The organism is Actinomyces gerencseriae DSM 6844, from assembly GCF_000429265.1.
GTDB lineage: Bacteria > Actinomycetota > Actinomycetes > Actinomycetales > Actinomycetaceae > Actinomyces > Actinomyces gerencseriae.
Genome location: NZ_AUBN01000012.1, coordinates 127,709 through 153,715 on the forward strand (window position 1 = coordinate 127,709; position 26,007 = coordinate 153,715).

The 26,007-nt window shown below is 73.3% G+C and carries 14 protein-coding genes and 2 pseudogenes; 6 read left to right on the forward strand and 10 right to left on the reverse strand.

The genetic code is table 11. The features are described from left to right. Nucleotides 1-27: 27 nt before the first annotated feature. The 3 genes and pseudogenes from G448_RS15415 (at nucleotide 28) to G448_RS0106400 (ending at nucleotide 4,580) form a co-directional block, all read left to right on the forward strand. Nucleotides 28-2,797: pseudogene (locus G448_RS15415) on the forward strand (DEAD/DEAH box helicase). A 263-nt stretch (nucleotides 2,798-3,060) separates the two neighbouring features. Continuing rightward, nucleotides 3,061-3,711 carry a TetR/AcrR family transcriptional regulator gene (locus G448_RS0106395; RefSeq protein WP_026407312.1) on the forward strand — a complete coding sequence of 217 codons (651 nt, stop codon included), beginning with the start codon at nucleotides 3,061-3,063 and terminating at the stop codon, nucleotides 3,709-3,711. Further along, nucleotides 3,708-4,580 (forward strand): NAD(P)H-binding protein, encoded by an 873-nt coding sequence (locus tag G448_RS0106400; RefSeq protein WP_026407313.1) that lies wholly within the window; start codon nucleotides 3,708-3,710, stop codon nucleotides 4,578-4,580. The genes G448_RS0106395 and G448_RS0106400 overlap by 4 nt, the downstream gene beginning before the upstream one ends. Before the next feature lie 389 nt (nucleotides 4,581-4,969). On the opposite strand, the gene G448_RS0106405 is transcribed toward G448_RS0106400, so the two are convergent. The 7 genes from G448_RS0106405 to G448_RS15425 form a co-directional block, all read right to left on the reverse strand. Beyond that, nucleotides 4,970-5,377, reverse strand: coding sequence for an Rv3654c family TadE-like protein (locus G448_RS0106405; protein WP_034494624.1), 408 nt, complete (start codon nucleotides 5,375-5,377; stop codon nucleotides 4,970-4,972). A 17-nt stretch (nucleotides 5,378-5,394) separates the two neighbouring features. Continuing rightward, nucleotides 5,395-5,787, reverse strand: a complete 393-nt coding sequence (locus G448_RS15420; RefSeq protein ID WP_026407315.1) for a TadE family type IV pilus minor pilin — start codon at nucleotides 5,785-5,787, stop codon at nucleotides 5,395-5,397. Between the two features lie 6 nt (nucleotides 5,788-5,793). Next, nucleotides 5,794-6,036, reverse strand: coding sequence for a DUF4244 domain-containing protein (locus tag G448_RS0106415; protein WP_026407316.1), 243 nt, complete (start codon nucleotides 6,034-6,036; stop codon nucleotides 5,794-5,796). A gap of 616 nt (nucleotides 6,037-6,652) precedes the next feature. After that, nucleotides 6,653-10,381, reverse strand: a complete 3,729-nt coding sequence (locus G448_RS0106420) for a DEAD/DEAH box helicase (protein WP_026407317.1) — start codon at nucleotides 10,379-10,381, stop codon at nucleotides 6,653-6,655. Between the two features lie 387 nt (nucleotides 10,382-10,768). Beyond that, entirely contained in the window at nucleotides 10,769-12,496 is a 1,728-nt protein-coding gene (locus G448_RS0106425; RefSeq protein WP_026407318.1) for a cation:proton antiporter domain-containing protein, read from the reverse strand. 212 nt (nucleotides 12,497-12,708) lie between these two features. Next, on the reverse strand, nucleotides 12,709-13,353 hold the full coding sequence (locus G448_RS0106430) for an SMI1/KNR4 family protein (RefSeq protein WP_026407319.1): 645 nt from the start codon (nucleotides 13,351-13,353) through the stop codon (nucleotides 12,709-12,711). Between the two features lie 10 nt (nucleotides 13,354-13,363). After that, nucleotides 13,364-14,596: an MFS transporter gene (locus tag G448_RS15425; RefSeq protein WP_169720824.1), complete on the reverse strand. Its 1,233-nt coding sequence runs from the start codon at nucleotides 14,594-14,596 to the stop codon at nucleotides 13,364-13,366. Nucleotides 14,597-14,669: 73 nt separating this feature from the next. Between G448_RS15425 and G448_RS19180 the strand changes: the two are divergent. Beyond that, nucleotides 14,670-14,822: pseudogene (locus G448_RS19180) on the forward strand (helix-turn-helix domain-containing protein); the annotation flags it as partial. A gap of 3 nt (nucleotides 14,823-14,825) precedes the next feature. Further along, nucleotides 14,826-15,314 carry a hypothetical protein gene (locus G448_RS15430; protein WP_245572216.1) on the forward strand — a complete coding sequence of 163 codons (489 nt, stop codon included), beginning with the start codon at nucleotides 14,826-14,828 and terminating at the stop codon, nucleotides 15,312-15,314. 149 nt (nucleotides 15,315-15,463) lie between these two features. On the opposite strand, the gene G448_RS18735 is transcribed toward G448_RS15430, so the two are convergent. From G448_RS18735 to G448_RS0106455, 3 genes are all read right to left on the reverse strand, one after another. After that, nucleotides 15,464-21,052: a DUF3320 domain-containing protein gene (locus G448_RS18735; RefSeq protein ID WP_245572217.1), complete on the reverse strand. Its 5,589-nt coding sequence runs from the start codon at nucleotides 21,050-21,052 to the stop codon at nucleotides 15,464-15,466. Nucleotides 21,053-21,807: 755 nt separating this feature from the next. Beyond that, nucleotides 21,808-22,758, reverse strand: coding sequence for a XamI family restriction endonuclease (locus G448_RS0106450; protein ID WP_026407320.1), 951 nt, complete (start codon nucleotides 22,756-22,758; stop codon nucleotides 21,808-21,810). A 3-nt stretch (nucleotides 22,759-22,761) separates the two neighbouring features. Then, a complete protein-coding gene (locus G448_RS0106455) occupies nucleotides 22,762-24,387 on the reverse strand; it encodes an Eco57I restriction-modification methylase domain-containing protein (protein WP_034494582.1) in 1,626 nt (541 codons plus the stop codon). A 581-nt stretch (nucleotides 24,388-24,968) separates the two neighbouring features. Here G448_RS0106455 and G448_RS18985 point away from each other — a divergent pair. After that, nucleotides 24,969-25,412: a helix-turn-helix domain-containing protein gene (locus G448_RS18985; protein WP_084436407.1), complete on the forward strand. Its 444-nt coding sequence runs from the start codon at nucleotides 24,969-24,971 to the stop codon at nucleotides 25,410-25,412. Nucleotides 25,413-26,007: the final 595 nt, after the last annotated feature.

The following is a 26,007-nucleotide window of genomic DNA, read 5'->3' on the forward strand; positions in this document are numbered from 1 at the left end:
GTCTCACCCCTGCGGCACACTGGTCCCATGACCGACCGGCCCGCGCGCGATCTCACCGAGCTCTTGACGAGCATCGGCGCGCGCGACGGCAGGCTCGTCCATCTTCAGCGCACCCCGGCCCGCCCCGGCCGCCACGGCCAGTGGCCCGCCTGGGCCGATCCCGTGCTCGTGACCGCCTACGGGCGTCTCGGGATCGGGTCCCCGTGGACGCATCAGGTCGCGGCCGCCGACGCCGTCCACTCCGGCCATCACACCGTGCTCGCCACCGGGACGGGCTCCGGCAAGTCCCTGGCCGCGTGGCTGCCGCCCCTGTCCGGCGTCCTGGCCGCCCAGGATGCCGGGACGGACGGCGGGCCCGGCGTCGGCGCCACCGGGCGCGCCCGCATCTCCGCCCACGGCCGCCGCCCGACCGCGCTGTACCTCTCCCCCACCAAGGCCCTGGCCGCCGACCAGGCGGTATTCCTGGAACGACTCGCGGCCGAGGTCGAGTCCGTCCAGCGGGAGGCCGGCCTGCCGGCCGGGTCGGTCCGCACCGTGCGCACCGGCGCCTGCGACGGCGACACCCCCCCTGCCCGAGCGCGACTGGGCCCGCGCCCACGCCGACGTCGTCCTGACCAACCCCGACTTCCTGCACTTCTCCCTCCTGCCGGGCCACGAGCGGTGGACGCGCCTCCTGCGAGCGCTGCGCTACATCGTGGTCGATGAGTGCCACGCCTACCGCGGGATCCTGGGCGCGCACGTCGCCCTCGTCCTGCGGCGCCTGCTGAGACTGGTGCGCCGGCTGCGCCCCGACGGCCCGGGGCCGGTGGTGCTGTGCGCCTCCGCGACGGCGGCCGAGCCGGCCCTCACGGCCGCGCGCCTCATCGGGGTGCCCCCGGAGGCCGTGACCGCCGTGACCGACGACGGCGCTCCGGCCGGCGAGCGCGCCCTCGCCCTGTGGCAGCCGGCGCTGCGCGACCCGTGGTTGTTCCGGGAGAGCTCGGCGACCGCACCGGCGACCGCCGCCGACGTCCCGGCGTCCGGCCCTCGTTCCGACCGGTCCGACGCCGCCGCCGCGAACCGGGGCCCCGGCGCGGGCGCTGGCGGACGGGCCAACGGCTCAGGCCGTCTCACGGCGGGGACCGCCGCTCGTAGCGGCGAGACGGGCGCGCCCGGCGCCACCGCTCCGGCCGGGGGAACCGGGCCGGCGCCCGCGGGGCCCGTTCCCGTCGGCCCCGACACGCTCGACCCCACCGAGGACCCCTCGGCCCGCCGCTCCGCGGTCATCGAGGCCGCCGAGCTGCTCGTGGACCTGCTGAGCGCGGGAGCGCGGGCGCTCGTCTTCGTGCGCTCGCGCCGCAGCGCCGAGATCGTGGCCGAGCGCGCCCGGCGCACCCTGGGGATGAGTCTGCCCGAGCTCATGGGCACGGTGGCCGCCTACCGGGGCGGCTACCTGCCCGAGGAGCGCCGGGCCCTGGAGAGGGACCTGCGCCGCGGGAGGCTCCGCGCCCTGGCGACGACCAGCGCCCTCGAGCTCGGCATCGACGTCACCGGCCTGGACGCCGTCATCATCGCCGGCTGGCCGGGCACGCGCGTGAGCCTGAGCCAGCAGGCGGGCCGCGCCGGGCGGGCCGGCACCCGCGGCGTCGCCGTCCTGGTCGCCGGCGACAACCCGCTGGACGCCTACCTGGTCCACCACCCGGAGGCGGTCCTCGCCGCCCCGGAGGCCACCGTCTTCGACCCCGCCAACCCCTACGTGCTGGCCCCGCACCTGTGCGCGGCTGCCAGCGAGGCGCCCCTGCGCGAGACGGATCTGGCGCTGTTCGGGCTGCCCGACGAGTCCCTCCTGGCGGACCTGGCCGCCCGCGGAGCGCTGCGCCGCCGCCCCGCCGGCTGGTTCTGGAACACGAGCCTGCCGGGTCGGGCCCAGGACCTGACCTCCCTGCGCGGGGACGGGCCGCCGGAGGTGCCGGTGGTCGACGCCGTCACGGGCACGGTGATCGGCACGGTCGACGGCGCCGCCGCGGACTCCACCGTGCACGTCGGCGCCGTCTACATCCATCAGGGGCGCAGCTACGTCGTCACCGCGCTCGACGACGAGGCGGCGCTCGTCGTCGAGAAGGCGGCGATCGGATACCGGACCCGGGCACGTGAGCGCTCCAGCGTGCGCATCATCTCCGAGCGCGAGGCCCGCGAGTGGGACGGCGGAGTCCGCTGGTCCTTCGGGTCGGTGGAGGTCACCAGCCAGGTCATCGGCTACGCCCGACTGGCCCTGCCGGGCATGGAGGTGATCGCGCAGGAGCAGTTGGACATGCCCGAGCGCATCCTGCCGACCGCCGCCGTGTGGTGGACGGTGCCGGAGAGCGCCACCCGGTCCGCCGGCATCGCCCCGGCGGACCTGCCCGGTGCGCTGCACGCCGCCGAGCATGCGTCGATCGGCATGCTGCCGCTGCTGGCCACCTGCGACCGCTGGGACATCGGCGGGCTGTCGATCAGCGCGCACCCGCAGACGGGGGCGCCCACGGTCTTCGTCCACGACGGGCACGCCGGCGGCGCCGGCTTCGCCGAGCGGGGCTACCGGGCCGGGAGGCGGTGGCTGGCCGCCACGCTCGCCGTCGTCGAGGACTGCGCCTGCGCGACCGGGTGCCCGAGCTGCGTGCAGTCGCCCAAGTGCGGGAACAACAACGAACCGCTCGACAAAGCCGGGGCGATCAGCCTGCTGCGCCTGCTGGTGGCGGCGGCGCCGGGTGCCGAGGACGACGTCGTCGGGCGAGCCGTTCCGAGCCCCGGGGCCGACGGCGGGGAGGCGGCGCCGTGAGCGGGACCGCGAGGGCCGTCGTCGGGCCGGCCCTCCCGATCGCGGCGTCCGGCCGGCCGCGCGCGTCATGTGCGCCATGCGGGCCGCGCGCGTCATGCGCGGCCCGACCCGTGTCGTCCGCCCTCCCAGTTCTTGGACAGTACTGTCCAAGAACCTGTAGCCTGGGACCCCGCTCGCCCCGGCGGGCGCGGACCCCACCGGGCGGCTTCGCGACTCAGCGACCGGGCCCCGGACACACCCATAGGTGGAAGGAGGCGAGGCGAGTGGCCAGACCCGCGCAGCCGCTCGATCCGGAGCGACGAGCGCGCCTGCTGGGCGAGGCGCGTCTCGCCTTCGCGGCCCACGGTTTTCGCGCCGCCGGTCTCGCCCCGATCCTGAGGCGGGCGGATTTCCCACGCAGTTCCTTCTACCACTACTTCGGCACCAAGGAACGGCTTCTCGACGAGGCCGTCGCCGATGGGCTGCACGAGCTCGCGGGTCTCGTGGAGATCCCCACGGTCGCCGAACTCGACGAGAGCTCCTTCTGGCCATCGTTGACGAGACTGGTCGCGACCCTGTCGGAGGCGGCGGCGACGCGGCCGGACCTCGTCGCGGTCGGCGCGATGTACCACCTCGGGGACCTACCGGAGTGCCCGAGCCTCGACGCCTTCAGGGGGACGGTCGTCGCCTGGACCACGAGCGCCGTCGCCCGAGGGCTGGAGCTCGGACTCCTCGACCCGCTCATCCCCTCCCAGATGCACGCCGAGCTCGCCTACACCGTGGCGAGCCTCATCGACCGCTGGGCCGTCCGGGGCGCCATCGGCCCCGAGACGGCGCAGGAGCTCGCCCGCACCGTCCTCCCGCGGATGCTCGGCGCGCCGCGAGGCCCCGGCGAGCGCTCCCGTCCCGTGCCGACGAATCAGGAGGCCCCGTGACCGCGCCCATCCTCGTCGCCGGGGCCACCGGTTACCTCGGACGCTTCATCGTCGCCGAGCTGCACCGCCGTGGGCACCGGGTCCGCGCCGTCGTTCGCGACCGCGATCGGGCCGTCTCACCGGGCCCTTGGGAGGCCCCCGGCCTGGAGGGCCTCGTCGACGAATGGATCGTCGGGGACGTCACGGACCCCGGCGTCACCCCCGGAATCGCCGCGGGCGCCGACGCCGTCATCTCCGCGCTCGGCGTCACCCGGCAGAGGGCGGACCCCTGGGACATCGACTACCGCGCCAATCTCGCCATCCTCCGCTCCGCCGAGAGCCACGGCGCCCGATGCTTCTGCTTCGTCAACGTCATCGGGGGCGAGCAGTGCCCGGCCCGGCTGACGAGGGCCAAGACGGCCTTCGCCCGGGAGCTGGCCTCCTCGTCGATCCCGAGCCAGACCATCAACCCTCCGGGGTACTTCTCCGACATGATCCAGATCCTGCGGATGGCCCGGCGCGGGCGCGTCCTCGTCCTCCGCCGCGGCGTCCGGATCAATCCGATCCACGGAGCCGACCTCGCGACGTTCTGCGCGGACCGTCTGGTCTCCGGGCGGGAGGGGACGTGGGACGTCGGCGGCCCCGAGCTCTTCACCTGGCAGGGCCTGGCGGAATGCGCCTTTCACGCCCTGGGGCGGCCCGCGACGGTCACGACCGTCCCGTCCGCCGCCCTGACTCCCCTCACCCGGGTCGTCGGGCTCGTCAGCCCGAGGCGGGCGGACGCGCTGCGCTTCGCCGCGTGGAGCATGCTCCACGACTGCGTGGGCGAACCCATCGGAACGCACGGGCTCCTCGAGTTCTACAAGCGCCACGCCGCGGACATGGACTGATCCGTCGTGCATGAGTGCGGCCCGTGGGTCCGGGGCGGCGACCCGGACCCACGGGCTCTCGTCATCGAGACCGCCGCACCGGGTTCCCACTCCCGGCCGGACGAGCCTCCTTCGCCGGAACGCACCACCAGGGCTCCCTTGGACCCCAGCAGCGCTCGACGCGAATCCCTCACCGGGTTCCCCAACCCTCAGGACCCGCCCCGTCCGACGGCGACCACTATGTAACCCCACCACCCTGGAGATTCACCCCCACCCCACCTGGCAAAACCCTGACAGCACCCGCCCCGAACCGAACTCGAGCCGGAACCGAACCGATCTCGACGCGGAACCCGACCGAACTCGACGATGGAGGGTGGGGCGCGATCAGGGGCATCCCATCATCCGCCGCATCAGGGATCGTCCACGGGGCCGGCGCGTGCGGAGGAGACCGCCGGGCGCGAGACGCCCAGCACCCGCGCCTCCACGGACACCTCCACGACGACGTCCTCCCCGGTCACGGAGCACGTCGTCACCTCGGCCCCGTTAGCCCGTGCCACACGGCTCGCCGCCTCGCACGGGTCGCCCGGGGCGACGATCGAGGACAGCGCCGTCGCCCCGCCCAGTGCCGCCAGGTCGGCCGCGGCTCTCGACCGTCCCGCGGCGGCCTGCGCCTGGATGAGTCCCGAGACGCCGAGCGCGGCCGCGAGCAGGACCGCGATCACCCCCACGACGAGCACCGTGCCCGCACCGCGCTCGTCCGATAGCGCTCCACTCGCCGCCCCGCGCCCCCGCCCGAGCGGCGCCCGCGCCCCCCGCAGCCTCACGATCCGGCCCCTCACGGCCCGCTCGGCTCGGTGTAGGCGCAGGCGGTGCTGCGCGCCGTGAGCCCGAGGCCGCCGAGCGGCCCCGGCACCGTCCGGCTCACGTGAACGCAGGTCAGCTCGCCCCGGTCGACGTCGACGCTCACCGCGCCCGCGGACCGCGTGGCCGCGCCCTCGACGTCGTCGGACCCGATGGCGGCCTGCCGCGCCGCCGCCCGTGCGGCGTCCGTGACGCGCAACTGGGTGACGCCGGCGCTCACGGCCGACAGCACGAGCAGCAGGACGAGGACGACGGCGGGCAGGGCCACGGCGATCTCCGCGGTGACCATGCCCGCCTCACCGGGCGCGACGGCGTGCGAGTCCGGGCTCGTCCCCGCGAGACGGGGCCGGTCCTTTCTCCACGCCATGGCGTCTCAGCCCGCCGAGAGCGCGGACTCGATCAGGCCCTGCAGGACGCTCTGCAGGGAGCCCGACCGCATGATGGCGAGCAGGAGTCCGGCGAAGGCGGCGGCCGCCAGGGTGCCGATGGCGTACTCGGCGGTGGCCATGCCGGCCTCGCCGTCGTCGTCCTTCGTGCCGTCCGGGGCGAGGCGGTTCTCGCCCCGGAGGTGTGCGAGGCTCCAGGCGTCGCGCACGGTGTTCCAGATGTGCTTCATCGTGTTCTCCTCGGGGTGGAGGGGCCCGATCGGCCGACGTCGCGCGCCCCCGGCCGCCCGGACTCCGCGGGCACCGTGCCCGCCCCACCAGGGTCGGATACGGGCGCTATCACGCGCATATGGGCCCGTTGAGCCCTGTGGATAAGTCCCGCGCGAGCCCGCCTGTGGAGACCTGCGAGGGCCCGATCAAGCCTTGGCCGGTCGTTGGCCGACGAGGAGCGCTACCAGGCCCTGCGTCGCCGAGAGCCTCCGGCTGCGAAGGCGTTCGCCTCGGCCACGCGCGCCGGGTTCCCGCATTGCGCTGAGCCCGGTAGTCCGCGGCCGACGAGCAGACCGCGGATGACCGGGTTCCTACGTCATCAAGAGCCCCGCGCGGCCGTGCTCGGGCCTGCGCGGTCGTACCCGGGTTCGCATGGTCGTACCTAACTGCGCGCGGTCGTACCTTAGAAGCACTCTAAGGTACGACCGCGCGCCGCAGAGTACGACCCGGCGCGAGAACGTACGACCGCGCGCCGCAAGGTACGACCCGGCGCGAGAACGTACGACCGCGCGCCCCAGAGTACGACCGCGTGAGGATCGGACATCGCGAGCCTCAGAGCCCGCCGGGCCCCGAGCCTCAGGCCCCGCCGATGAGCTCGCGGATCTCCTGCGCGGTGAGTCGGGCCCGACTCGCGCCAGCGCCCGCATCGCTCCCCGCGGCGTCATCCCCGGACCCCTCGACCACGCGGTCGAAGAGCTCGGCCTTCTTCTCCTTGAGGGCCATCACCTTCTCCTCGATGGTCCCCGCGGACACGAGCCGGTAGACCATGACCGACTTGTCCTGACCGATGCGGTGCGTGCGATCGACCGCCTGCTCCTCGACCTGCGGGTTCCACCACGGGTCGAGCAGGAAGACGTAGTCGGCCTCCGTCAGGGTCAGGCCGAAGCCGCCGGCCTTGAGCGAGATGAGGAAGACGTCCGCCCGCCCGTCGCGGAAGGCGTCGATGATCTCCTGCCGATTCGCGGTCGTCCCGTCGAGGTAGGCGGTGCGCATCCCGTCGGCCTCCAGCGCCTCGCGCACCCCGGTGAGGTACCGCGTGAACTGGCTGAACACGAGGGCCCTGTGCCCCTCGGCCACGACCGGGCGCAGCGTCTCCAGCAGCATCTCGACCTTCGCGGTCCGCTTGCGCCTGCGGCCGCCGCCGGTCCGACCGATCTCGCCGCCGCGTCGGGGCCCCTCGACGAGCACCGGGTCGAGCGCCATCTGTCGCAGGATCGTCAAGGACTTCAGCGCGGTGAAGCGCGCCCGCGCGGAGTCCTCCTCCAGCAGCCCCAGAACCTTCTGCCGTTCGCGAGCGAGGCGCCGGTCGTAGGCGCGGCGATGGGCCTCCCCCAGCTCGACGGACAGGATCTGCTCGCTCTTGTCCGGCAGGTCGGCGGCGACGTCCTCCTTCGTGCGGCGCAGCAGAAAGGGGCGTATCCGGGCGCGCAGCGCCGCCAGGGCGTCGTCGTCCCCGTGCTCGACGGGACGCCGGTAGACCTTGGCGAAGCGATCGGGCCCCGGCAGCAGGCCGGGCGCCGTGATCGACAGCAGGCTCCACAGGTCCATGAGCGAGTTCTCCAGCGGCGTGCCGGTGATGGCGAGGGTCGACGGCGTGCGCAGGCGCCGCACCGTCTTGTAGGTGACGGCGGTGTGGTTCTTGACGAACTGGGCCTCATCGAGCACGACCCACGACCAGTCCACCCCGGTGAACTCCTCCTCCTCGAGCCGCACGATCGTGTAGCTGGTGACCACCACGTCGGCACCGGCCACGATCGCGCCCAGGTCCTCGCCCCGCTTGGCGCGCGTGCGGGTCACGGCCCGCACGCGCACATCGGGGCAGAATCGCGCGGCCTGCTCCACCCAGGCGCCGACGACGCTCGTGGGCGCCACGACGAGCACCGGCCCGCTCCGCCCGTCGGCGGGGACGGCGGCCTCGGAAGCGGTCCCCATCGCCCCGGCGTGGGCGGGCTCGGCCCCGGTGGCGGCTCCGGGAGCATCGGTCCCGGCCCCGGCGTCGGCGGGCTCGGCCCCGGCGGAGTCAGCGGTCCCGCCGGCCGAGGCGGCCCGCGTCTCCAGCATCCGCTGCACGACGGCGAGCACCTGGAGCGTCTTGCCCAGACCCATGTCGTCGGCCAGGACGCCGCCGAGACCGGTGGACTGCAGCAGCGCGAGCCACCGGTAGCCGTCGAGCTGGTAGGGACGCAGCGTGGCGCGCAATCCCGTCGGCACGGGCACGTCGATGGCGGAGCCGATCCCACCGCCGGCCCCGCCCTCATCCTCGGCTCGGGTCCCGGCCCCGGCGTCCCCGACCTCGGCGGCGGCCACCACCGCCAGGAGCCGCTCGACGCCCTCGCGCCATCGCTGCGTCGCCTCCCCGACGACGCCGAGGCCGACGAGCTCGGCGTACAGCCCCGCCTGGAACGGGGTGACGGACAGGTTCCCGGCGCTGCGGGCCTCCGGGTCGCGCAGGTCCCGCCCCTCCTCCATGAGCTTGCCCAGGCGCACGATCTCGGGGCGGTCGGCCAGGCTCACCCACCGGCCGGAATCGAGCAGGACCTCCCCGGCCCCCGTGGCGACCGCCGTCATGAGCCGGTCGATGGGGACGTCCTCGTCGCCGACCCTGACGCTCACCCGCAGGGAGAACCAATCGAGCTGCTCGGCATCGTCGGCGACATCGGTGGTGATGAGCGGGGCCTCCTCGGCCTCGCGGTAGTCGGGCACCTCCCCCGCCATCTCCACGACGACGCCGTCGATCCGCTCCAGCGCCGGCAGAGCCTGCGCGACGAGCCGGGCCGTGCCCATCCCCCCGTAGGTCCCGGCATGCCACAGGGGGCCGTGCGTCTCCGCCAGGGGCAGGCACTCGTCCACGACGCGGCGGGCCAGCCGGTCCTCGGCGGCGTGGTCACGAGCAGCGGGGGCGGCGGCCCCGGGGTCGGTCATCCGCGAACCGCCGCGCGCCGAACGGGCCCCCGCGCCCCGGGCACCGGTCAGGGCCGACGGGGCTCCGGCAGGAGCTGCGGAGCCGGTCTCCGCGCCATTGCCGCCGCTCCCGCCCGTCCCTTGCCCCCAGTCGAGGGGCTCCGGCCCGTCGAGAACCGTCGTGAGGTCCCCGATGGCCGCCTCGCCCCGGTTCTCACCGTCCTTCGTCACGTACCGGATGACCCAGGTCGTCTCCGCGCGGTGCTCGGCGGCATGCACCTTGACGCGCAGCACGGCGACGGGCTCGCCCGTGTCCGGCAGCCTCAGCGCGGGGTCGAGGTCGATGATCGGAACAGTGGCGGCGAGCCGGCCCAGGTGCGTGTTCTCGAAGCGCTCCACGTCCGCGGCGGGAACCGCGATGCGCTCCTCGCGCCGCAGGATCCTGCCCAGGACCTCGCCGGGCAGCGGGTCCAGCGGCATGAGGTTGAGAACGCCGTCGGTCCCGGTGAGGGCGTAGCCGTGAGTGGGGTCGCCGATCGGGCGGGGTCTGGAGCCGCGGGCGCCCCCGGCCGTGAGCCCCTCGACCCCGGACAGGTCGACGGAGGGCGCGATGAGGGCGGTGCCGTCCTTCCGCCGCTTGACGCCGACCCCCGCGCGCAGACCGGGCAGGATCCTCACCTGGCTGCCGCCCCGTTGAGCCGTCGTCAGGGTCACACCCGCGTCCACGCTGCGGCGCAGGACGCCCCATACGCGGGAGGGCAGCGTCTCCAGGGCGATGCGAGCGTTGTGGTAGTAGAGGTAGCCGTCCGGGTCCATGGCGGCCAGGTCCGCCAGGCACTCCAGGGCCTCGGGAGCGACCTGCCCCGCCAGGTCGCCGTCGAAGACGGCGCGCCAGGAGATGCCCTGCTTGATCCACCCGCGCTTGCCCGCGATCAGGGGGAGCAGACCCAGTCTGCCGGTCCGGTGCGCACCGGAGTTCTGCGCGGAGATCTCGATGGCGACCGCGCGCCGCGGCGTCCCCCGGGTGCGCAGCATGTGGATCAGGCGGCGCTCCCAGTCCGTGTCCCCCGGCGGGGCGCCGGCGGCGTCGGCCCTCTCCCGGGCCGCCAGGATCAGGGCCGCCGTGTGCTTGCAGTTGCTCCCCACGGGGCACGAGCAGCTTCCCCTCCAGGAGATGCGCTTCCCCACCGACTCGGAGAAGACCAGGGTCTGGTAGACCTGGCTCCGTGAGCCGCGAACCGTGGCGGCTATGATCTCGCCGTTGCCCGACACGGAGATGTTGGAGACCCTGTGCGCCTCCGCGTACCTGCGCCCGCGGGCGAAGGCGGTCGGTCCCGTCACCGCGGAGACCGTGGCGTCGGTCGTGCGGGCGGGCCAGTCGTCGGGAGTGATCTCTCGGGCCATGAAAGCACCCTACGAGCAGGGTACGACGCATTGCGGGGCCCGCCAGGCCTGGTGCATCGCACGGCCCCGCCGCGGGCGGGAGCGGCTCAGAGCTCGCCGGGAGCACCCATGACGCGAGCCGGCTCCGCGTGCGGGCGAGGTGCGCTCCGTCGCCCCGAAGCTCGCCCCGCGCCCGGGCGGGGAGGCCGGCAGCTCAGGGCGGGGAGGCCGGCAGCTCAGGGCGGGGAGGCCGGCAGCTCAGGGCGGGGAGGCCGGCAGCTCAGGGCGGGGAGGCCGGCAGCTCAGGGCTCTTCATAGACACGATGGAGCCGCCCGCCCCGCGCCCGGGCGACGGTCGGGCGATTCACCGTCGAGCGGGCGCGACTGCCGCGCTCGTCCCGTGCCGTCTCAGCTCTCGCCCTCACTGCCGGCACCCCCGCGGCGGACCTCCTCGTGCAATTCGCGCAGCTGTTCGAGCTCGCGACGACGCTGGGCGCGATCCTGCGCCCACAGCACGGCGCGGCGCTGACGGGTCTCCTCGCGCTCGAGCCTCAGCTGTCGGCGCATCTGCTGGCGCCAGTGCGTCCGCTCGGCCTCGATCTGCGCCAGGCGCTCGGCCAGGCGGCGCGACTCCGTCTCCGACAGGCCGTGATGGTGGAAGATGAGGTCGCGGCCACGACGCGGCAGACCGCTGGCGGGCGTCGACGGGACAGGCGACTCGGGGGACGCGGCCGACGACATCGGGGCCGCCGGGCGCTGGGCGGTGGGACCGGCCTCCTCGCCGTCGGCCGTCGCGGCGCCGTCGTCGGCGGACGGCGTCCCCAGGCCGGCGGGCCGCCGCGGCTCGCTCACGAGCATCTCGCCGGTGTCGCCCGAGGCCTCGATGAGGCCGTGACCATGCCGCTCGCGCGGCCCCTGGACGACGGCGAGCGCCTCGACGGCGGGGGCGTGGTCGTCGGCGGCGGACAGGGCCAGCCCGAACGTCGGCATGACCAGCACGCTGACGGCGCCGGCCAGCACCAGGGTGGAGGCGAAGGAGGAGGTCATGGCGTCGGCGCTCACCGCGACCTGGGTGACGGCCACGATGATGGGTAGGGCCGTGGTGGAGTACACGGCGATCTGCAGGGACTGGCGCATGGAGTAGGCGCGCGAGCCGTTGCGGCGCCGCTCCAGGCGGGAGGCGACCCACACCGGCAGGCCCCGCACGAGCACGAGCAGGAGCAGGAAGGCGCCGATGGTCGCCAGCGACTGCTCCGACATGCCCAGCTCGATCCCCATGCCGGAGACGACGAAGAAGATCGGGATGAAGAAGCCGTAGGCGAGCCCGTCGAGCTTCTCCTCGAACTGGCGATTCCCGTCGGGCAGGGCGTAGCGCAGGATGAATCCGGCGGCGAAGGCGCCCAGGACGACGTCGAGGTCGAAGGCCTCCGCGAGCGCGCACAGGCCCACCAGCAGCAGGACCGTGATGCGCACCGTGGTCTGCGCCGTCGTCGTGCCGCCCAGCCGGATGGCCTCGATCAGCCGCCGCCCGGCGCGGCGCACCCGGTCGGTGAAGCGCACGATGGCGAAGGTGACGACGCCGAAGAGGACGAGGATCGCCAGGCTCGCCCCGGTCGAGCGCGACCCGAGCAGAAGCGCCATGAGGATGACGGGGCCGACCTCGCCGACGGCGCCGTGATTGAGGATCGCCGCGCCCACCGCCGTGGGCAGCAGCCCCCGTTCGCGCAGGATGGGCAGGATCGTGCCGATGGCGGTGGAGGTCATGGCGATGGCGATGGCGATGCCGTTGGCGGAGAAGACCCCGCCGGACACTCCGACGGCGGCGACCGCCGCGAAGGCGAGGCCGAGGGACCCGGCCCAGGCGGCCATGGCGTGGCGGCCGCCGGAGCCGCGCAGCTCGTTGACGTCGATCTCGTAGCCGGCCATGAGGAAGAGGAACGAGACGCCGAGCTCCTTGAGGAACTCGATGTCTTGGCCCTCGTGGGCGATGCCGAGGCCACTGGGGCCGATGAGCACGCCTCCGGCGATGAGCAGGACGGTCTCCGGAAGCAGGCGCTTGGGGACGCTCCAGGAGATGAGCGGCGCGATGAAGGAGACCGCCACAATGCACAGCAGGGAGACGAAGACTGCGCTCATGCCTGTTCCTTTCCTCGGTGGCTTCCCCCCGGCAGGGGCCCGCGGGCCGGGGCGGTGCCCGGGCCCGCGGTGTCGGGCGCGCGACCGAGTCCGCTCCGGCGATGACCGGCGGTGGGGATGATACCCAGGCCCCGGCGCCCCGGTCGGATCGCGCGAGTCGGTGACGCCGCCGCCGGCCCGGGCCCGCGACGCGCCTCCCGGGCGACGCGTTCTCAGGAGCTCGGGAAGACCGGGAAGAGCTCGGGCGGTACCAGGTGGATGCCGCCGAAGTCCAACTCGCCGGCGGCCTCCGCGTCCAGCCACGGCTCGAGCCACTCCAGGAAGCGCAGGGGCCTGCGTGTGGTGGGGTGGACCATGGGGAGGATGCCGCAGTCATTGGCGAGGTCGAAATACCACACGGTGCCCCTCACCTCGGGGTCGGCGGCGGCGACCACCAGGATCGTGTCCATGCCGCAGCCCTCCGTGCACAGGGGGATCCATCCGCGGTCGGCCTCGCCGCGCTCCAGCGCGTCCCAGTAGGGGTCCTCGTCCGCGGGGTCGCAGACCAGCGGCCGGGTGAAGGTGCAGGGGAAGGGACGGCCGGGGTCGAAGTGGCTGAGATCGTTGTCCCGGTCGGGCACGCCGAGCTCGCGCAGCCCGTGGAAGGGCCGGGTGCCGGACCCCGCGACCCGGGTGATGAAGGCGCGGTAGTCCTCGGGCAGGACGACCCCGTGCTCCGCCTCCCAGGCCGCCACCGCCGGCTCCGCCAGAGGCGGCCGCCACCGCATCGCGCCGCCGGGAGCGGAGCCGGGATCCCGGCGGGACGTCAGTCCCACGAGCTTGTCCGCCACGCGCTCAAGATCGTCGGATACCGCCACCGACGACATGCTACCCGGCCTCGCTCGGGCAGGTCTTCCTCCCTTGATCCCTTCCCGGCCCGGGGCCGACGGCTCTCGAACGCCGCCGTACGGCATCAGCTCCGATGGACACAGCCGCAGCGGGCAGCGCGATTCCCGCGGTCGCCGCGGGAATCGCCCACGAACGGCCGGAGGCGAGAACGCCGCCGATTGCGCCCGCGATCGATACGGCGATGTACATGGCCGAGGAGTTCAGCGCGACCGGCAGACCCGAACGAGTCCGATCCGCGGACAGAAGACGATGCTGCTGCGGACCGGTGATGGCCCAGGCGGCAAGGCCGAACAGCGCTGCCGTGGCCAGCACCGTTGCACGGCCCGTCGCGAACCGTGCCGCGACAGCGACGATCGCGATCAGGAGCAGCGCCCCGGTGACGATCGGCGAGGCACCGCAGCGGTCCGCGGCGCGACCCGCCAGAAGATTGCCCACGGCTCCGGCGGCTCCGACGACCGCAAGCACCAGGGCCAGGAATCCGGGCTCCGCGGTGAAGGGCGCGTAAACGATGGAGATGTAGGCGTAGAACAGGTACACGGCGACGAAGCCGACGAGAGTGGTGGCAAGCACCCACCGGATCACAGGTACGCGAAGAGGTGCGAGTCGCTGCCGCAGTCCGCGTCTGGAGGCTCCTGGCAGCGCAGGTACGCCGCGCACGACGACGGCTCCGACGAGTACGGTCGCGAAAGCGATTCCCCAGAGCACATTCCGCCAGCCGTACTGACCGCCGACGACGGTTCCCAGCGGCGCCCCGGCGGCGGTGGCGACCGTCATCCCCGTCATCACCACGGCGATCGCCCGAGCACGTCCATCGGGCCGAGCGAGGGAAGCCGCGATCAGGATCGCCGTCGGCGTGATGAGGGAGGCGCCCGCAGCCGTCACCGCCCGCCAGACGAGGAGATACCAGTACGTGGGCGCCGTGGCGGACAGGCCGTTGCCCGCCACGAACAGTCCCAGCCCGATCAGCAGTGTCGTCCGACGCGGCAGGGACTCCGTGGACATTGACAGCAGCGGCGCGAGAACCGCGTAGCACAGGGCGAACACCGTGGTCACCTGCCCCGCCGCACCGAGGCTCACATCCAGGTCCGAGGAAAGGGCGGGTAGAAGTCCGGCGAACACGAGCCCCTCCGTGCCCACCGCGAACACGGACGAGGCGAGCAGCAAAAGAGCGAGACGGTTCCGCCTCATCGAGATGGCACTGATTTGTTCCATATCCAAAACGGTACCATTATGTTTCATGTTGTTGGGGCGAGTCCGAGCGACACGACGTGGTACCGTCCGTCACATGGCGCGCCGAGCCCGTGAGCGACTCCTGGAATCCGCACGTGACTTGTTCGCCGCCGACGGTATCCGAGCAGTCAGCGTCGAACAGTTGCTGGAGAGATCGGGCGTAGGGCGCGCCTCGTTTTATCGGCACTTCGCAACCAAGGACGAACTCGTCGTGGCCGTGCTCAGTCGTTACAACGAACGGTGGCACGCCATGCTTCGCAGGGCGCTGTGCGAGGGCGCCGGTGTGCTGACGGTCTTCGACGTCCTGGCTGCCCGCCTCTCAGAACCGGACTACCGCGGTTGCCTGGCCCTCACGGCGCTCATGGAGTTCCGCGAGCGCGGTCACCCCGTGCACCGTGCCGCCATGAGGCACCAGAAGGCGACTGCCGCTGGCCTGGCGGAGCTGCTCGACCCGGGGCTGTCCGACGAAGAGCGATCACGAATCGGACGGCAGCTGCTTCAGCTCGTCGACGCCGCGATGATCGCCGCCCTCGATGATCACAGCGGTCGGCCGGTCGCGGAGGCCCGTGCCACCGCCGCGGCCCTCCTGGACAGCACGAGAGCCGCACCTACCGAGGACTCACCACGGGATCGTCCTGCGCAGGAGGGTGTGTCGGGACACGACGACTCGCAGACGGCCCGGCACCCCCTGCACCAATAGTCCGGCTCCCGCTCGTCCGCCCGGCGAGCAATCAGCACCGTGATCGAGCCGGGCACGGCGGGGCGGGCCGGGCGCAGCGAAGCAAGCCAAGCACAGCGGGCACAGCCGGGCATGCCGGGCCTGGCGGGCCGGGCGCGCCCCGTCGGGCGCTAGCGATCCTCCCGCTCGGCCTCCTTCAGAGCGGCCTCGAGGGCGGGCAGGACGCCGCGGGCGCTCAGCTTGCGCTTCCTGGCGCTGAGCCGCTTCAGAGCCTTCTCGCACAGTTCCTCGGCGGACGACCACTCGGGGGAGCTCGCGCGGACGTCCCTCATGAGCGCGACCAGCTCGCGCGGATGGATGTCCTCGATGGAGTCCACGTAGTCCAGGGCCTTGCGGCGGTACGGCGGCGCCACGCGCATGGCATCCATGTTCCGCCACACGAAGTCGCGCTCGCCGACACGGTCGATGTAGGCGAAGGCCTCCCCCAGGATCTCGCCCACCTTCCTCGCCCGCGACTGCGTGGTGCGCGACACGCCGAAGGCGCGGCAGATCTTCACGATCAGCCGGTGCCTGATGATCGGCGACTCGACGTCGCAGATGGTCCGGGCCACCTCGACGACCCGGGCCCTCGCCTCCTCATCGCCCGTGGCCGCACGGTCCAGGATCTCCTTCGGGAGCACTCCCCCGGGTTGCCACTGCCGGTAGTCGGCCGGGCCGATGAGCACCGCCGGCCCGGCGGGCACAACCGAGCCCTCAGCGCCATCAGGGCTCTCAGCGCCATCGGCGTCCGCCCCGGGCTCCCCCTGCGCAACATCCGAACCGGCCCCGCCACCGGCGGGCCCGACGACGCCGGAGGCAGTCCCATCGGCCGCGCTGCCGGCGAGCCCGGCGGCGTCCGCCCCGGACTCCTCCGGCCCCCGCACGGCCGGCTCCCGCGGCTCCTGCGACGCGGCCGCCGGCGGGTCCTGAACGGGCGACTCCACGGCCGGCTCCCGCGGCTCCTGCGACGAGTACGTCCCTCCGGCAGCCTCGACGAGCCGGGCGACGACGGCCTGCGCGTCGGCCACCCACTCGGGCATCCACACGCGCTCGACCCGCTCCCATCCCATGGTCCCCAGGACATCGACCGGCAGCAGATCGCGATCCGACGTGCTCCCCCGCCGGTCCCACCCGGGCCCGTCGAGGAGCACGGCCACCCCGGGCCGCCCCGGCCGCCCGGGGTCCTCCTGGCTTCCCGGTCGCCCGACCGGCCCGGACTGCTCGGGCGCCTCCGAGACCTCCGGCCGCCCGGCCGGCCCGGACTGATCCGCAGACCCGGAGCCTTGCGGCAGGGCCAGGGCGAGGTCGATCTCGAAGGACGAGTGCCCGACTCCGACGTGCACGTCCAGCCCCGCGTCCCGCAGGCGCTCGGCGATCTCGTTGCGGTGGAGGTCCACCGCGCTCCCGGAGACCGGCAGCGCCGGGGGCGCGCCGCCGGCGCGCGCCTGCTCCAGGTAGGCGCGCAGGTCCTTCAGCCCCTGATGGCTCGAGCGCTCGGCGTGCAGGTCCTCGGGATCGAAACTCGCGAACACGACGATCTGACGGCGGGCCCGGGTGATGGCGACATTGAGTCGCCGTTCGCCGCCGGCATGGCCGAGCGAGCCGAAGCTGAGCGGGACGTCGCCCCTCTCATTGGCGGAGAAGGTGAGCGAGAACAGGATCGTGTCCCGCTCCTCGCCCTGCGCGTTCTCCAGGTTGCGCACGAACAGGCCGTCGCGCGCCTCCAGCGCCTCGGCGACGCGATCCGAGCCGAGCTCCTTGCGCAGCCACGACTCGATGAGGTCGCGCTGACGGGCGTTGAAGGTGATGATCCCCACCGACGGGGTGCGTCCCGGAGATGCCTCGAACCGCCGGACCACCTCCTCGACGATCTTGCGCGCCTCGGCCGGGTTCGTGTTGGGCCTGATCGACGGGTTCTTGACCCGGCCCTCCGGCCTGATGTACGTGCCGTCCACGCGCCGCAAGGAGATGCCGTGGCCGTCGGGGCCGTCGTCCGACCGCGGGGCCATGGCCCGAGGGCTCGGGAAGGACAGCAGGCGACCGCCGTAGTAGTGCCGGTTGGAGAACGCGATGAGGGACTCGACCCGACTGCGGTAGTGCCAGGTCAGGGCACGGCTCGGCACACCGCCGGCGAGGCACCGGTCGAGGATCGACTCGTTCTCGCCGCGGCCCGCGCTCCCCGGCTCCCCGCCGCTCCTGGCCGCCCCCGGGGCGGCGGTCGGCGGCATCTGCTCGGGATCCCCGACGACGACCACGGAGCGCCCCCGCCCCATGGCCCCCACGGCGCCCGCGACCGTGATCTGGGAGGCCTCGTCGAAGACGACGACGTCGACGTAGCGGCGGTGGGCCGGGAAGAAACGGGCGACCGAGTCCGGGGAGACCAGGAGGCACGGGGTGATGGCGACCACGAGGTCCCCGTAGAGGTCGATCAGGTCCCGGATGTTCAGGGTCCCCTTTCGGCGAGCGATCTCACGACGGAGCGCCTCGGCACGCGGACCCGCCTCGCGCAGCGCCGTCTCACGGCGGTCGAGGACGACGTCGAGCAGCTCGGGGGTCAGGGCCTCGCGCAACCGCTCCTGGGTGCGCCGGTAGTCGTCGAGCAGCTGCGCGTGGACGGCGGGGTCGAAGGAGTCCAGGCCGGTGGCGCGGGCGCGGTCCTCGAAGGCGGCCCGGGCCCGCTCCCACTCGGCGCTCTCAGGACCCGCGACGCCGTCGGCCATCCCGGCGCCCTCGACGCCCCCGGCGTCGCGCGCCTCGATGAGCGCCTGGCGGGCGCGGTAGTAGGAGGAGGGGGAGCTGCCCTGTCTCGGGTCGTGCAGCCCCTCCCGGTAGGCGTCCAGGCGCGCCCGGAGCGCGGCCAGCTCCCGGCGCAGCGCGTCCGGATCGGCGCCGGGGGCGGGCGCCCGCAGATCGAGTGCGCGTCGCAGGGCCCGGCAGACATCGACGGGCTTCATGTCGTTGTCGTGGAGGTTGAGCAGGAGGTCCCCGATGCCCGCCTCCTCGCGCAGGCGGCGGGCGACGACGTCGAGCGTCGAGAGCTTCTCCGCCACGAACATGACGGTGCGCCCCGTGGACAGGGCCCGGAAGATGAGGTTCGCGACCGTCTGCGACTTGCCCGTCCCGGGCGGCCCCTTGACGACGAGGCTGAGCCCCGCCGCGGCATCGGCGATGACCCGCGCCTGGTCGGAGTCGGCGTCCAGCGGCAGGTTCTCGACGACCTCGTCGATGTCGGCGCCCGCAGCACCCGCTGCGTCCTCGGCCGGCCCGCCGCCCGCCGGGTCCGCGAAGGCGGCGCCCGGGGCCTCCAGGAGGTGTCCGACCACCGGGTTGGAGACGATGGTCGGCCAGTCCGTCTCCAGGTCCTGCCACATGCGGTAGGTGGAGAAGCGGAACATGCCCAGGTGCACGGCGGGTTCGACGACGTCACGGCGGCCGGACTCCCGCAACCGGCGGCGCAGGCGCTCCAGGGTGGCCTCGATGTCGATGCCGTGCTCGTCGCGCACGGGCTCGGCGAGCTCGGCGAGGTCCATGCCGGTGTCCGCCCTGAAGCGGGTCAGCAGGGAGTGGTTGGGGGTCGAGATCCCGTCCTCGTCCAGGACGATGCCGTACGTCTCGCCCTCCTGCCTGAGTCTGACGGGGATGAGGATGAGGGGGGAGCGCACCCGGTAGCCGTCGATGCGCCATGCCAGGGCGCCGACGGTCAGGTAGAGGTTGTTCGCCCCGGTCTCCTTCAGGGTCGTACGGGCGGAGACGGTCATGGCCCGCAGGCGCTGCTTGTACTTCTCACGAGTCGACAGGTCGACGTGGACCGTCCGCTGCTCGGTCAGCAGCGCGGCCCGGTCCTCGGATCCCGCGGCGTCGTGCGGGACGGGGCGCAGGGTCACGAGGTCTCCGGCGTTGACGAGGTCCTCGAGACGGCCGATGAGCTCGGGCTGCACGAGCAGCTCGACGACGTCGCGCGAGGGGCGGCTGATGAGCGGGTTGCGCCGGGACAGGTCGAGCAGATTCCGTTTCCACTCCTCGACGGCGGGCGGGGCGGGGAGACCCTCGACGGCGGCGGCCTCGGGCGCCGAGGCGGGCGCGCCGTCGGCCGGCGATCCCCCGGCGTCCACGACCGCGGAGGACGATCCGGGGGCGGGCCCGCCGTCCTCCGACGCGACCGGGCGGGTCGGCGGCGGCAGCTCGACGACGACGTCGTCCTCATCGCGCTCCAGCATGGGCTGCGGGGGCGCGCCGTCCGCTCGGGAGGATCCGATCGGGGCGACGAGGGCCAGATCGGACAGCGTCCCCAGCGCGACGCTGCGCGCCGGACCGGTCAGCTCGTGGAAGACCGCGGCCGACAGGGGCGCCGACAGGTCGGGATCGATGAGGCCCATGACGCCGCGCCGGACGAGGTCGGCCGCCTCCTGCGGGGAGGCCGGCGGCCGGCCGACGCCGCTCCCCCGATCCCTCCGATAGCCGAGGAAGGCGGCCTCGGGGGTGAGCAGGAGGGTGGTGGCCGTGTCCAGCCGCTCCAGGACGCCGGCGATCAGGGCCGCGACATCGAGGGTGCTGCCGGCGCGCGCCTCGAGCAGCCCGGCGGCGGTGCGGATGAGATGGGGGGAGGAGCTCCACGGGCCGCCCGCGGCCTCGATGGTGACGCGGTGCCGACGCAGGACGGCGCACGCAGCCGCGGCGAGAGCGTCCGAGTCGTCGGTGGCGGCGCGCGGGCTCCGGCCGTCGGCCGCGACGTCGAGCGCCTCGGCCGCCAGGGCCCCGACGGCCGCCTGGTCGGGCTGGACGAAGGTCGCCAGCGCCGCGCCCGCCCAGCGCTCGCCCCCGGCGAGCCGCCACTGCCGCGGGGGCAGCACGGTGAGTCCCGGGATCCTGCGCACGGCCGTCGTCCCGTCCTGGCCGTGCAGCTCGACTCGCACATGGGCGGAGCCCGACTGCTCCACCTGGAGCAGGTTCGCACGATTCAGCGTCAGGGCGCGGGTGTCCGTCAGCGTCGGACGAGTCGTGTCCCAGGACAGGCGCCAGGGCTCGACGACCTCGCTCCCGCCGTCGTCCTCGATGACGGTGAGCGTCACGTCGAGGATTCCCGGCTGGGACTCCCGGGCGCCACGGGCCGGGGAGGTCAGGACCCGCCGCTGCTGGCCGTCGGCCGCGGCGCGCGGGTCGGGAAGGGCGCCGCCGTGCCCCGAGAGGGACAGGCCGACCGAGATCACGGGGGCGGCGCCCGCGACGGCGTGGGCGTAACTGATCACGGGGACGCACTCGACCTCGACGCCGATGGCGCCGAGCGGATCGCCGCCGAGGCCTCGGCCGTCGTCGATGGCGCCGATGAGCTCGCGTATCTCGCCCTGGCCCCGCGAGGAGCCGATGAGCCGGAGCGTCTCGCTGACCGCGACGAGGGCGGCCAGCGTCCTGTCGGCGTCGAAGCGCTGGCCATGGACCGCCTCGTTGCGGAAGCGGCGGACCTCGTGCAGCTTGCTCACCAGTCCCGGCGGCAGGGGCAGAAGGTAGCGTCTGTCGGAGCCGCGGGCGGTGAGGATGCGGATCTGGGTGGACAGATCGGCCAGGTCGGGGAGGTCCGGAGCCGAGCCGTTGCCCGCAAGGAGGGCGCGCAGCGTCTCGGGCGTGCAGCGGTCCCCCAGGGAGGCGCGGAGGTAGCGCTCCAGGTGAGTCGGCAGGATGCCGAGGAGTCCTCGCAGGACGAGGTCGAGATTGCTGAGCTTCATGAGTCCGGGTTCGGGATGCGGGCACGGTATGTCGAGTAGGGGCCCTGCTCCACGATGCTCCGGCTGGCAGGCCGACGCACCGGCGGAGGGCGGCCGTGGCGGGCGGGGTGCGGCCGACGTGTGCAGGCTACAACGCCCCTGCGACACGATTGTGCGAACGTGGTGACGGATCGGGCGGCAGCGAGCCGGGATCCGGTCGGGGCCGAGTGGGTCGGGGCTGAGTGAGGAGGGCGGCGATCGGTCCGGCTCGACCGCGCGGTCGTACCCGGGCCCGCGCGGTCGTACCCGGGAACGCGAAGTCGTACTCGGACCCGCGAAGTCGTACCCAGGGACGCGCAGTCGTACCCTCCGGGCGCTCTAAGGTACGACCGTGCGCAGGAGGGTACGACCGCGAGACATGGTGTACGACCGCGCCTGAGAAGGTACGACCGCGCGGACTCCTGCGACGCGGAGCACCCGGCCGGACGATCCGGTCCGCATGAAGAGATCGCTCCCGACGCTCCGGGACCCGCCCGGGGCCGCCGACCTGAGGCAGCAACTGCAAGACCCGGCGCGTGTGCCATCCTCCGTGACGGCGCGGCTCATCCCCGCTGGCGCCGGGAGCCCGTGCGCCGCGCGGGCCGCCAGCATCGTCAACCCCGCTCATCCCCGCTCGCGCGGGGAGTCCGGTACTTCGCCGACTCGAACCTGGAGATGGCCAAGATCATCCCCGCTCGCGCGGGGAGTCCGGAGAGAACACCGCCACCCGGACCGGCCTACTGCCCATCCTCCCTCGTGCCCTCGACGAAGGTGACCATCTCCTCCAGCCCGTGGGCCCAGAACAGGACGAGACCATCGGACTGGGCCGCGACGAGGTTGCGGACCTTGAAGACGCCCGACAGGACCGCTGCGGGGACGCAGGTCATGGTCCCGAACTCCTGGATCCAGGTCTTCGCCTTCACCGCCGCGTCATTGTTGAGGCGCTTCACGGAATTGGTCGAGGAGTTCGAGACCTTGCACTCCGTTGGCATGACGCGCCCGTCCCAGAGGCGCACGACAAGATCCGCCTTGCGGCTCCCGAACAGCGTCTCGGCGCAGAACTCGCCGCGTCCGGGGACGTGCGACATGTTCGCGATCGTCCGGGGAGGAACCTCGGTGAGCCCCGCGGCGCGCAGTGCCCCGGCAACAGCGCCCTCCTGGGTCTTCTTGGCCTCGTTGCGCCTGCCCGTCTGAACCTTCTGGGTCGCGATGAGCGCGGCCGTGGCGACGACGGCGGTCCGCCTCTCCGCCTCCGTGGGATCACGGTCCTCACCCACCCACGGGAACCGCTCGCGGTCGAGGCCCAGGAGAACCGTCCCGATCACGCGTCGCGCCATCCCCGGGTCGGCCCGCAGACGCTTGGGGCTCAGCACGGCATCGGCGAGCACCTTCACGTCGTCCTCGCTGATCGCCGGGGAGGCCAGGTAGCGGATGGTGGTCAACCGCTCGGGGCCCGTCAGGAGCTCGACCGCCCGATCGTCGAGCCGGACACGTCCGGTGGGGTCGGTGAAGCCGGTGAGATCCGTGGTCTCCTCGATGAGAGACTCCACCTGACGCCGGTACTTCTCGAAGTGGTCGAGGTAGGCCTCCAGGGGCTCGTGCATTCGCGTCTGACGGAAGTGGAGGATCGCCTCGGCGGCATCCCTCTCGAAATCCTGCTCGGTCCACCTCGGAGGGCTCAGCGCCATCGTCTACGCCCCCTCGGTCAGCATGTCCGGACCGGGCACCGGGATGCGCTCCATCTCCCTGGGCTCGAACTTCACCAGTCCGCCCGCATACGTCCGCCCCTGGGCGAGCGTGACCTCCGCCCGCAGCCGGTCGGCGAGACGATCCAGGAGCACATCGCTCATCCTCTCACGCGGGTAGAGGCCGTGAGCGATGTTGATGTGCCGGGCACCGGCGTCATTGCGCACGAACGCCGGGGGACGACGAGCCATGTAGGTGGCCAGGATCGGAGCGGCCGCCCGCAGGCCCACGCTCCACCACGCCCTGCGATTGGAGGCGATGTAGCCCTCGTGAACGCCCCTGGCCCGGGCCTCGCGCAGGAACCGGTCGACCTGCTCGCGCTCGTCGTCGTCGAGGACGTCGAGATCCACCGGCAGGTCCACCACGCGACGGAGCGCCTCCAGGCTGCCGAGACGCGCCCCGGCGCCGAAGAGCTCACGGGCCTTGGTGATGCTCGGGAAGAGCACCCGCTCGGGCAGATCCGGGCTCGCATCGCGCCTGACCCACACGGCATTGGCCCCCGTGACCGTCCCGCGGTGGACCCGGCACAGCTCGCCGAGCTCGACGTACCCCTCCCGAAGCCTCGGGGTCTCGCGCGTGAGGACGGACCAGCGACTCGTGCCGGCCAGGCGCTGCCGGGACACGCTTCGCCCTCCGGCGAGACGGCCCAGATCCGAGAGGGACTCGACACGGCGGATCCTCATCGTCGACGGCGTCTCGCCGATGCGGAAGCACGTGATCGCGCTCGTCGTCGTCGCGTCCGAGAACAGCGGGGCCTCGGGGGCCAGGACGTGGAGCGACTGACCCCCGAGGCCGTCCAGCAGCAGCTGCCGCACGAGCCCTCCGTAGTTGACGTCCAGCCACTCCGAGGAGGTGATGAAGGCGCCGTAGTCGCCATTGCGGCCGTACTCGGCGGTGGCGAGGAAGAAGTGGACGTGCAGCCCGGCGAGAGCGCTCGCGTCCAGGCCGCGCCGGCGCGCCGTCTCCAGGAGCCACGTCTTCCACTCGGGGGCGATCCGGTGGTGGCGGACGTACGGCGGATTCCCCACGAACAGAGTCGGACCATCGACCGGGGGAAGGCTCAGCGCGCGGTAGTCGCCGACATGCACGCGGGCGCGGTCCGCCAGGCCGGCCGCCGCGAGGTTGGCGCGCAGCATCAGCGCGGCGAGCGGGTCGATATCCGCGCCGTGGAGGGCCGCCCCGGGGAAGCGCTCGCCGGCCGCCACCAGATAGCGCCCCGACCCCGCACCGGGATCGACGACGCGGACCGGGTCTCCGTGGTCCGAGGCCCACCGCAGCATCGCCTCGATGATCGGGCGCGGCGTGTAGGTCTGGCCGAGCGGACGGCGCTCCTCGGGGGAGCGGATCGTGCAGTAGGCGTCCCCCAGCGGGTCCTCGCCCCGCCCGATCATCCCACGCACCCCGCGAACGAGCGCCGCAGTCGTCCGGGCGCCGTGCGCCTCGTCGACCAACCGCCTCTCGGCGGCGCTCAGATCGCCGGCGTCCTCGGCGCCGAGCGCGAGGGCCAGGGACACCAGGGAGGGGACGGTCTCGATATCCATGCCGTCCAGAGTCTCAGACGGCACCGACATCAATCGCCCTCCTCGCCCGGCCGAGCCGGAACGTCCCTCGGAAGCCGACCCTAGCACGCACGGAAGCAAGCGTATTCAGCGCGCGCAGCCGGCCCAGGTCGCATGCCGCGCATGCCGCACACACCAAGACCCCGACGTGGTGTCACTCGCATGCACGGGTGCAACCGGCGCCGGGGTCTCGACTGCCTCAGTCAGGTTCCTTCGGTGTAATACCTTGGGAGTCGCTTGTGAGACACTTCAAGCGACCCGTGATAATTATGTGTCCGGACCCCGGGCGACGTCCACCACGTGGATGAGGCGCGGACGAAATATCGAGGATCCCCGCCGTCGGATCACCGGCGCGCAGGCGGCCGCCAGGGTCTTTCGTCTCACATCGTCCCGTTCACCCTCCCGCCCCGACCGCACGCCGCGCCTCGGCGCCCCGTCCCGTCAGCCCCCGCCGGTCGGGAGGGAGTGAGGAACCCGCCTTTGCGCACCTCCATCATCCGCGCCGGCTCCGCCGGTCGAGCGGGGCATCGGCGCCGGGGCCGGGGCCGGGGCCGGGGCCGGGGGAAGAATGCCGCAGATCGTCAAGGGCCGAGATGCCGAGGGATCGAAGGGATCGAGAGGAACGGCAGGGCCGGGGGAACGGGGAAGAGCCGTGGACGACGGCGTCGGCTCCGATCGACCGCGCACCGGGATCGGAAGGACCTGGCGAGCCGCTCAGCGCCCTCGCCCGTCACGACGTCGCGCTCACGGGCTCGCTCGCCTCCGGCAGCAGCGTCGCCCTGCTCGATATCGACGCCGACTACACGCCGGCCCAAGTGGCACAACGCCTACGAATGAGTCGAACTCACCCGTACAAGCCCCTCGACTCCGGGAGGATCCCATCCCACCGCGTCGGACGCGACCGTCGCATCGCCGGGCGCGACGCCGTCGCCTTCGAGCGTCACCGCCAGGAGGAGCGCCGCGCACTCGCCGAGCGCTTCGCCGGCGCTCAGACGATCCGCCGAGGCGCCGTCGACGGGCTCGCCGCAGAACTCTGACATCCTCCTCCGAGGCCCGGGCCCGGCACCGAAGTCGGCGTCGGCACCGTGTCGCGCGATGTATGCGTGCGTCACGACCCTGCTGCCCGCCCAACCCTGAGACTGCTCACCGAGCTCTCGGAGGGATGGGCGAATGGAATGGAGTGGGTGGTTCTCGGACTGGGGAGGTTCTCCGGTCCTTCGTGTGTGAGGGTGCGGTCGGGGCGGGCGGGGGCCGGCGGTTCGGTGTCCCGGGGTCCTGCGCGGTCGTACCCGGGGGCGCGCGGTCGTACCCGGAAGCGCGCGGTCGTACCTTAAAGACCCTCTAAGGTACGACCGCGCGAAGTTGCGTACGACCGCGCGCGCCGGGGGTACGACCACGCGGCTTTACGTACGACCGCGCGGGACCGATGACGCACGGCGACGAAGCGGCATACGCTCCCCGGCGCCCCGGGCTCCACAGGCCGACGGCGCACGGCGCGCGGACCAGCAGCGCAGGACTGCGGGACCCGCGGAACGCAGCAGAACCCATGCCGACGCCAATGCGCGCACCCGCAAACAACGCGCGACGAGCACCCGGGACCTCCGAGACTCATTCGCGCAGGGGCGCGCCCGG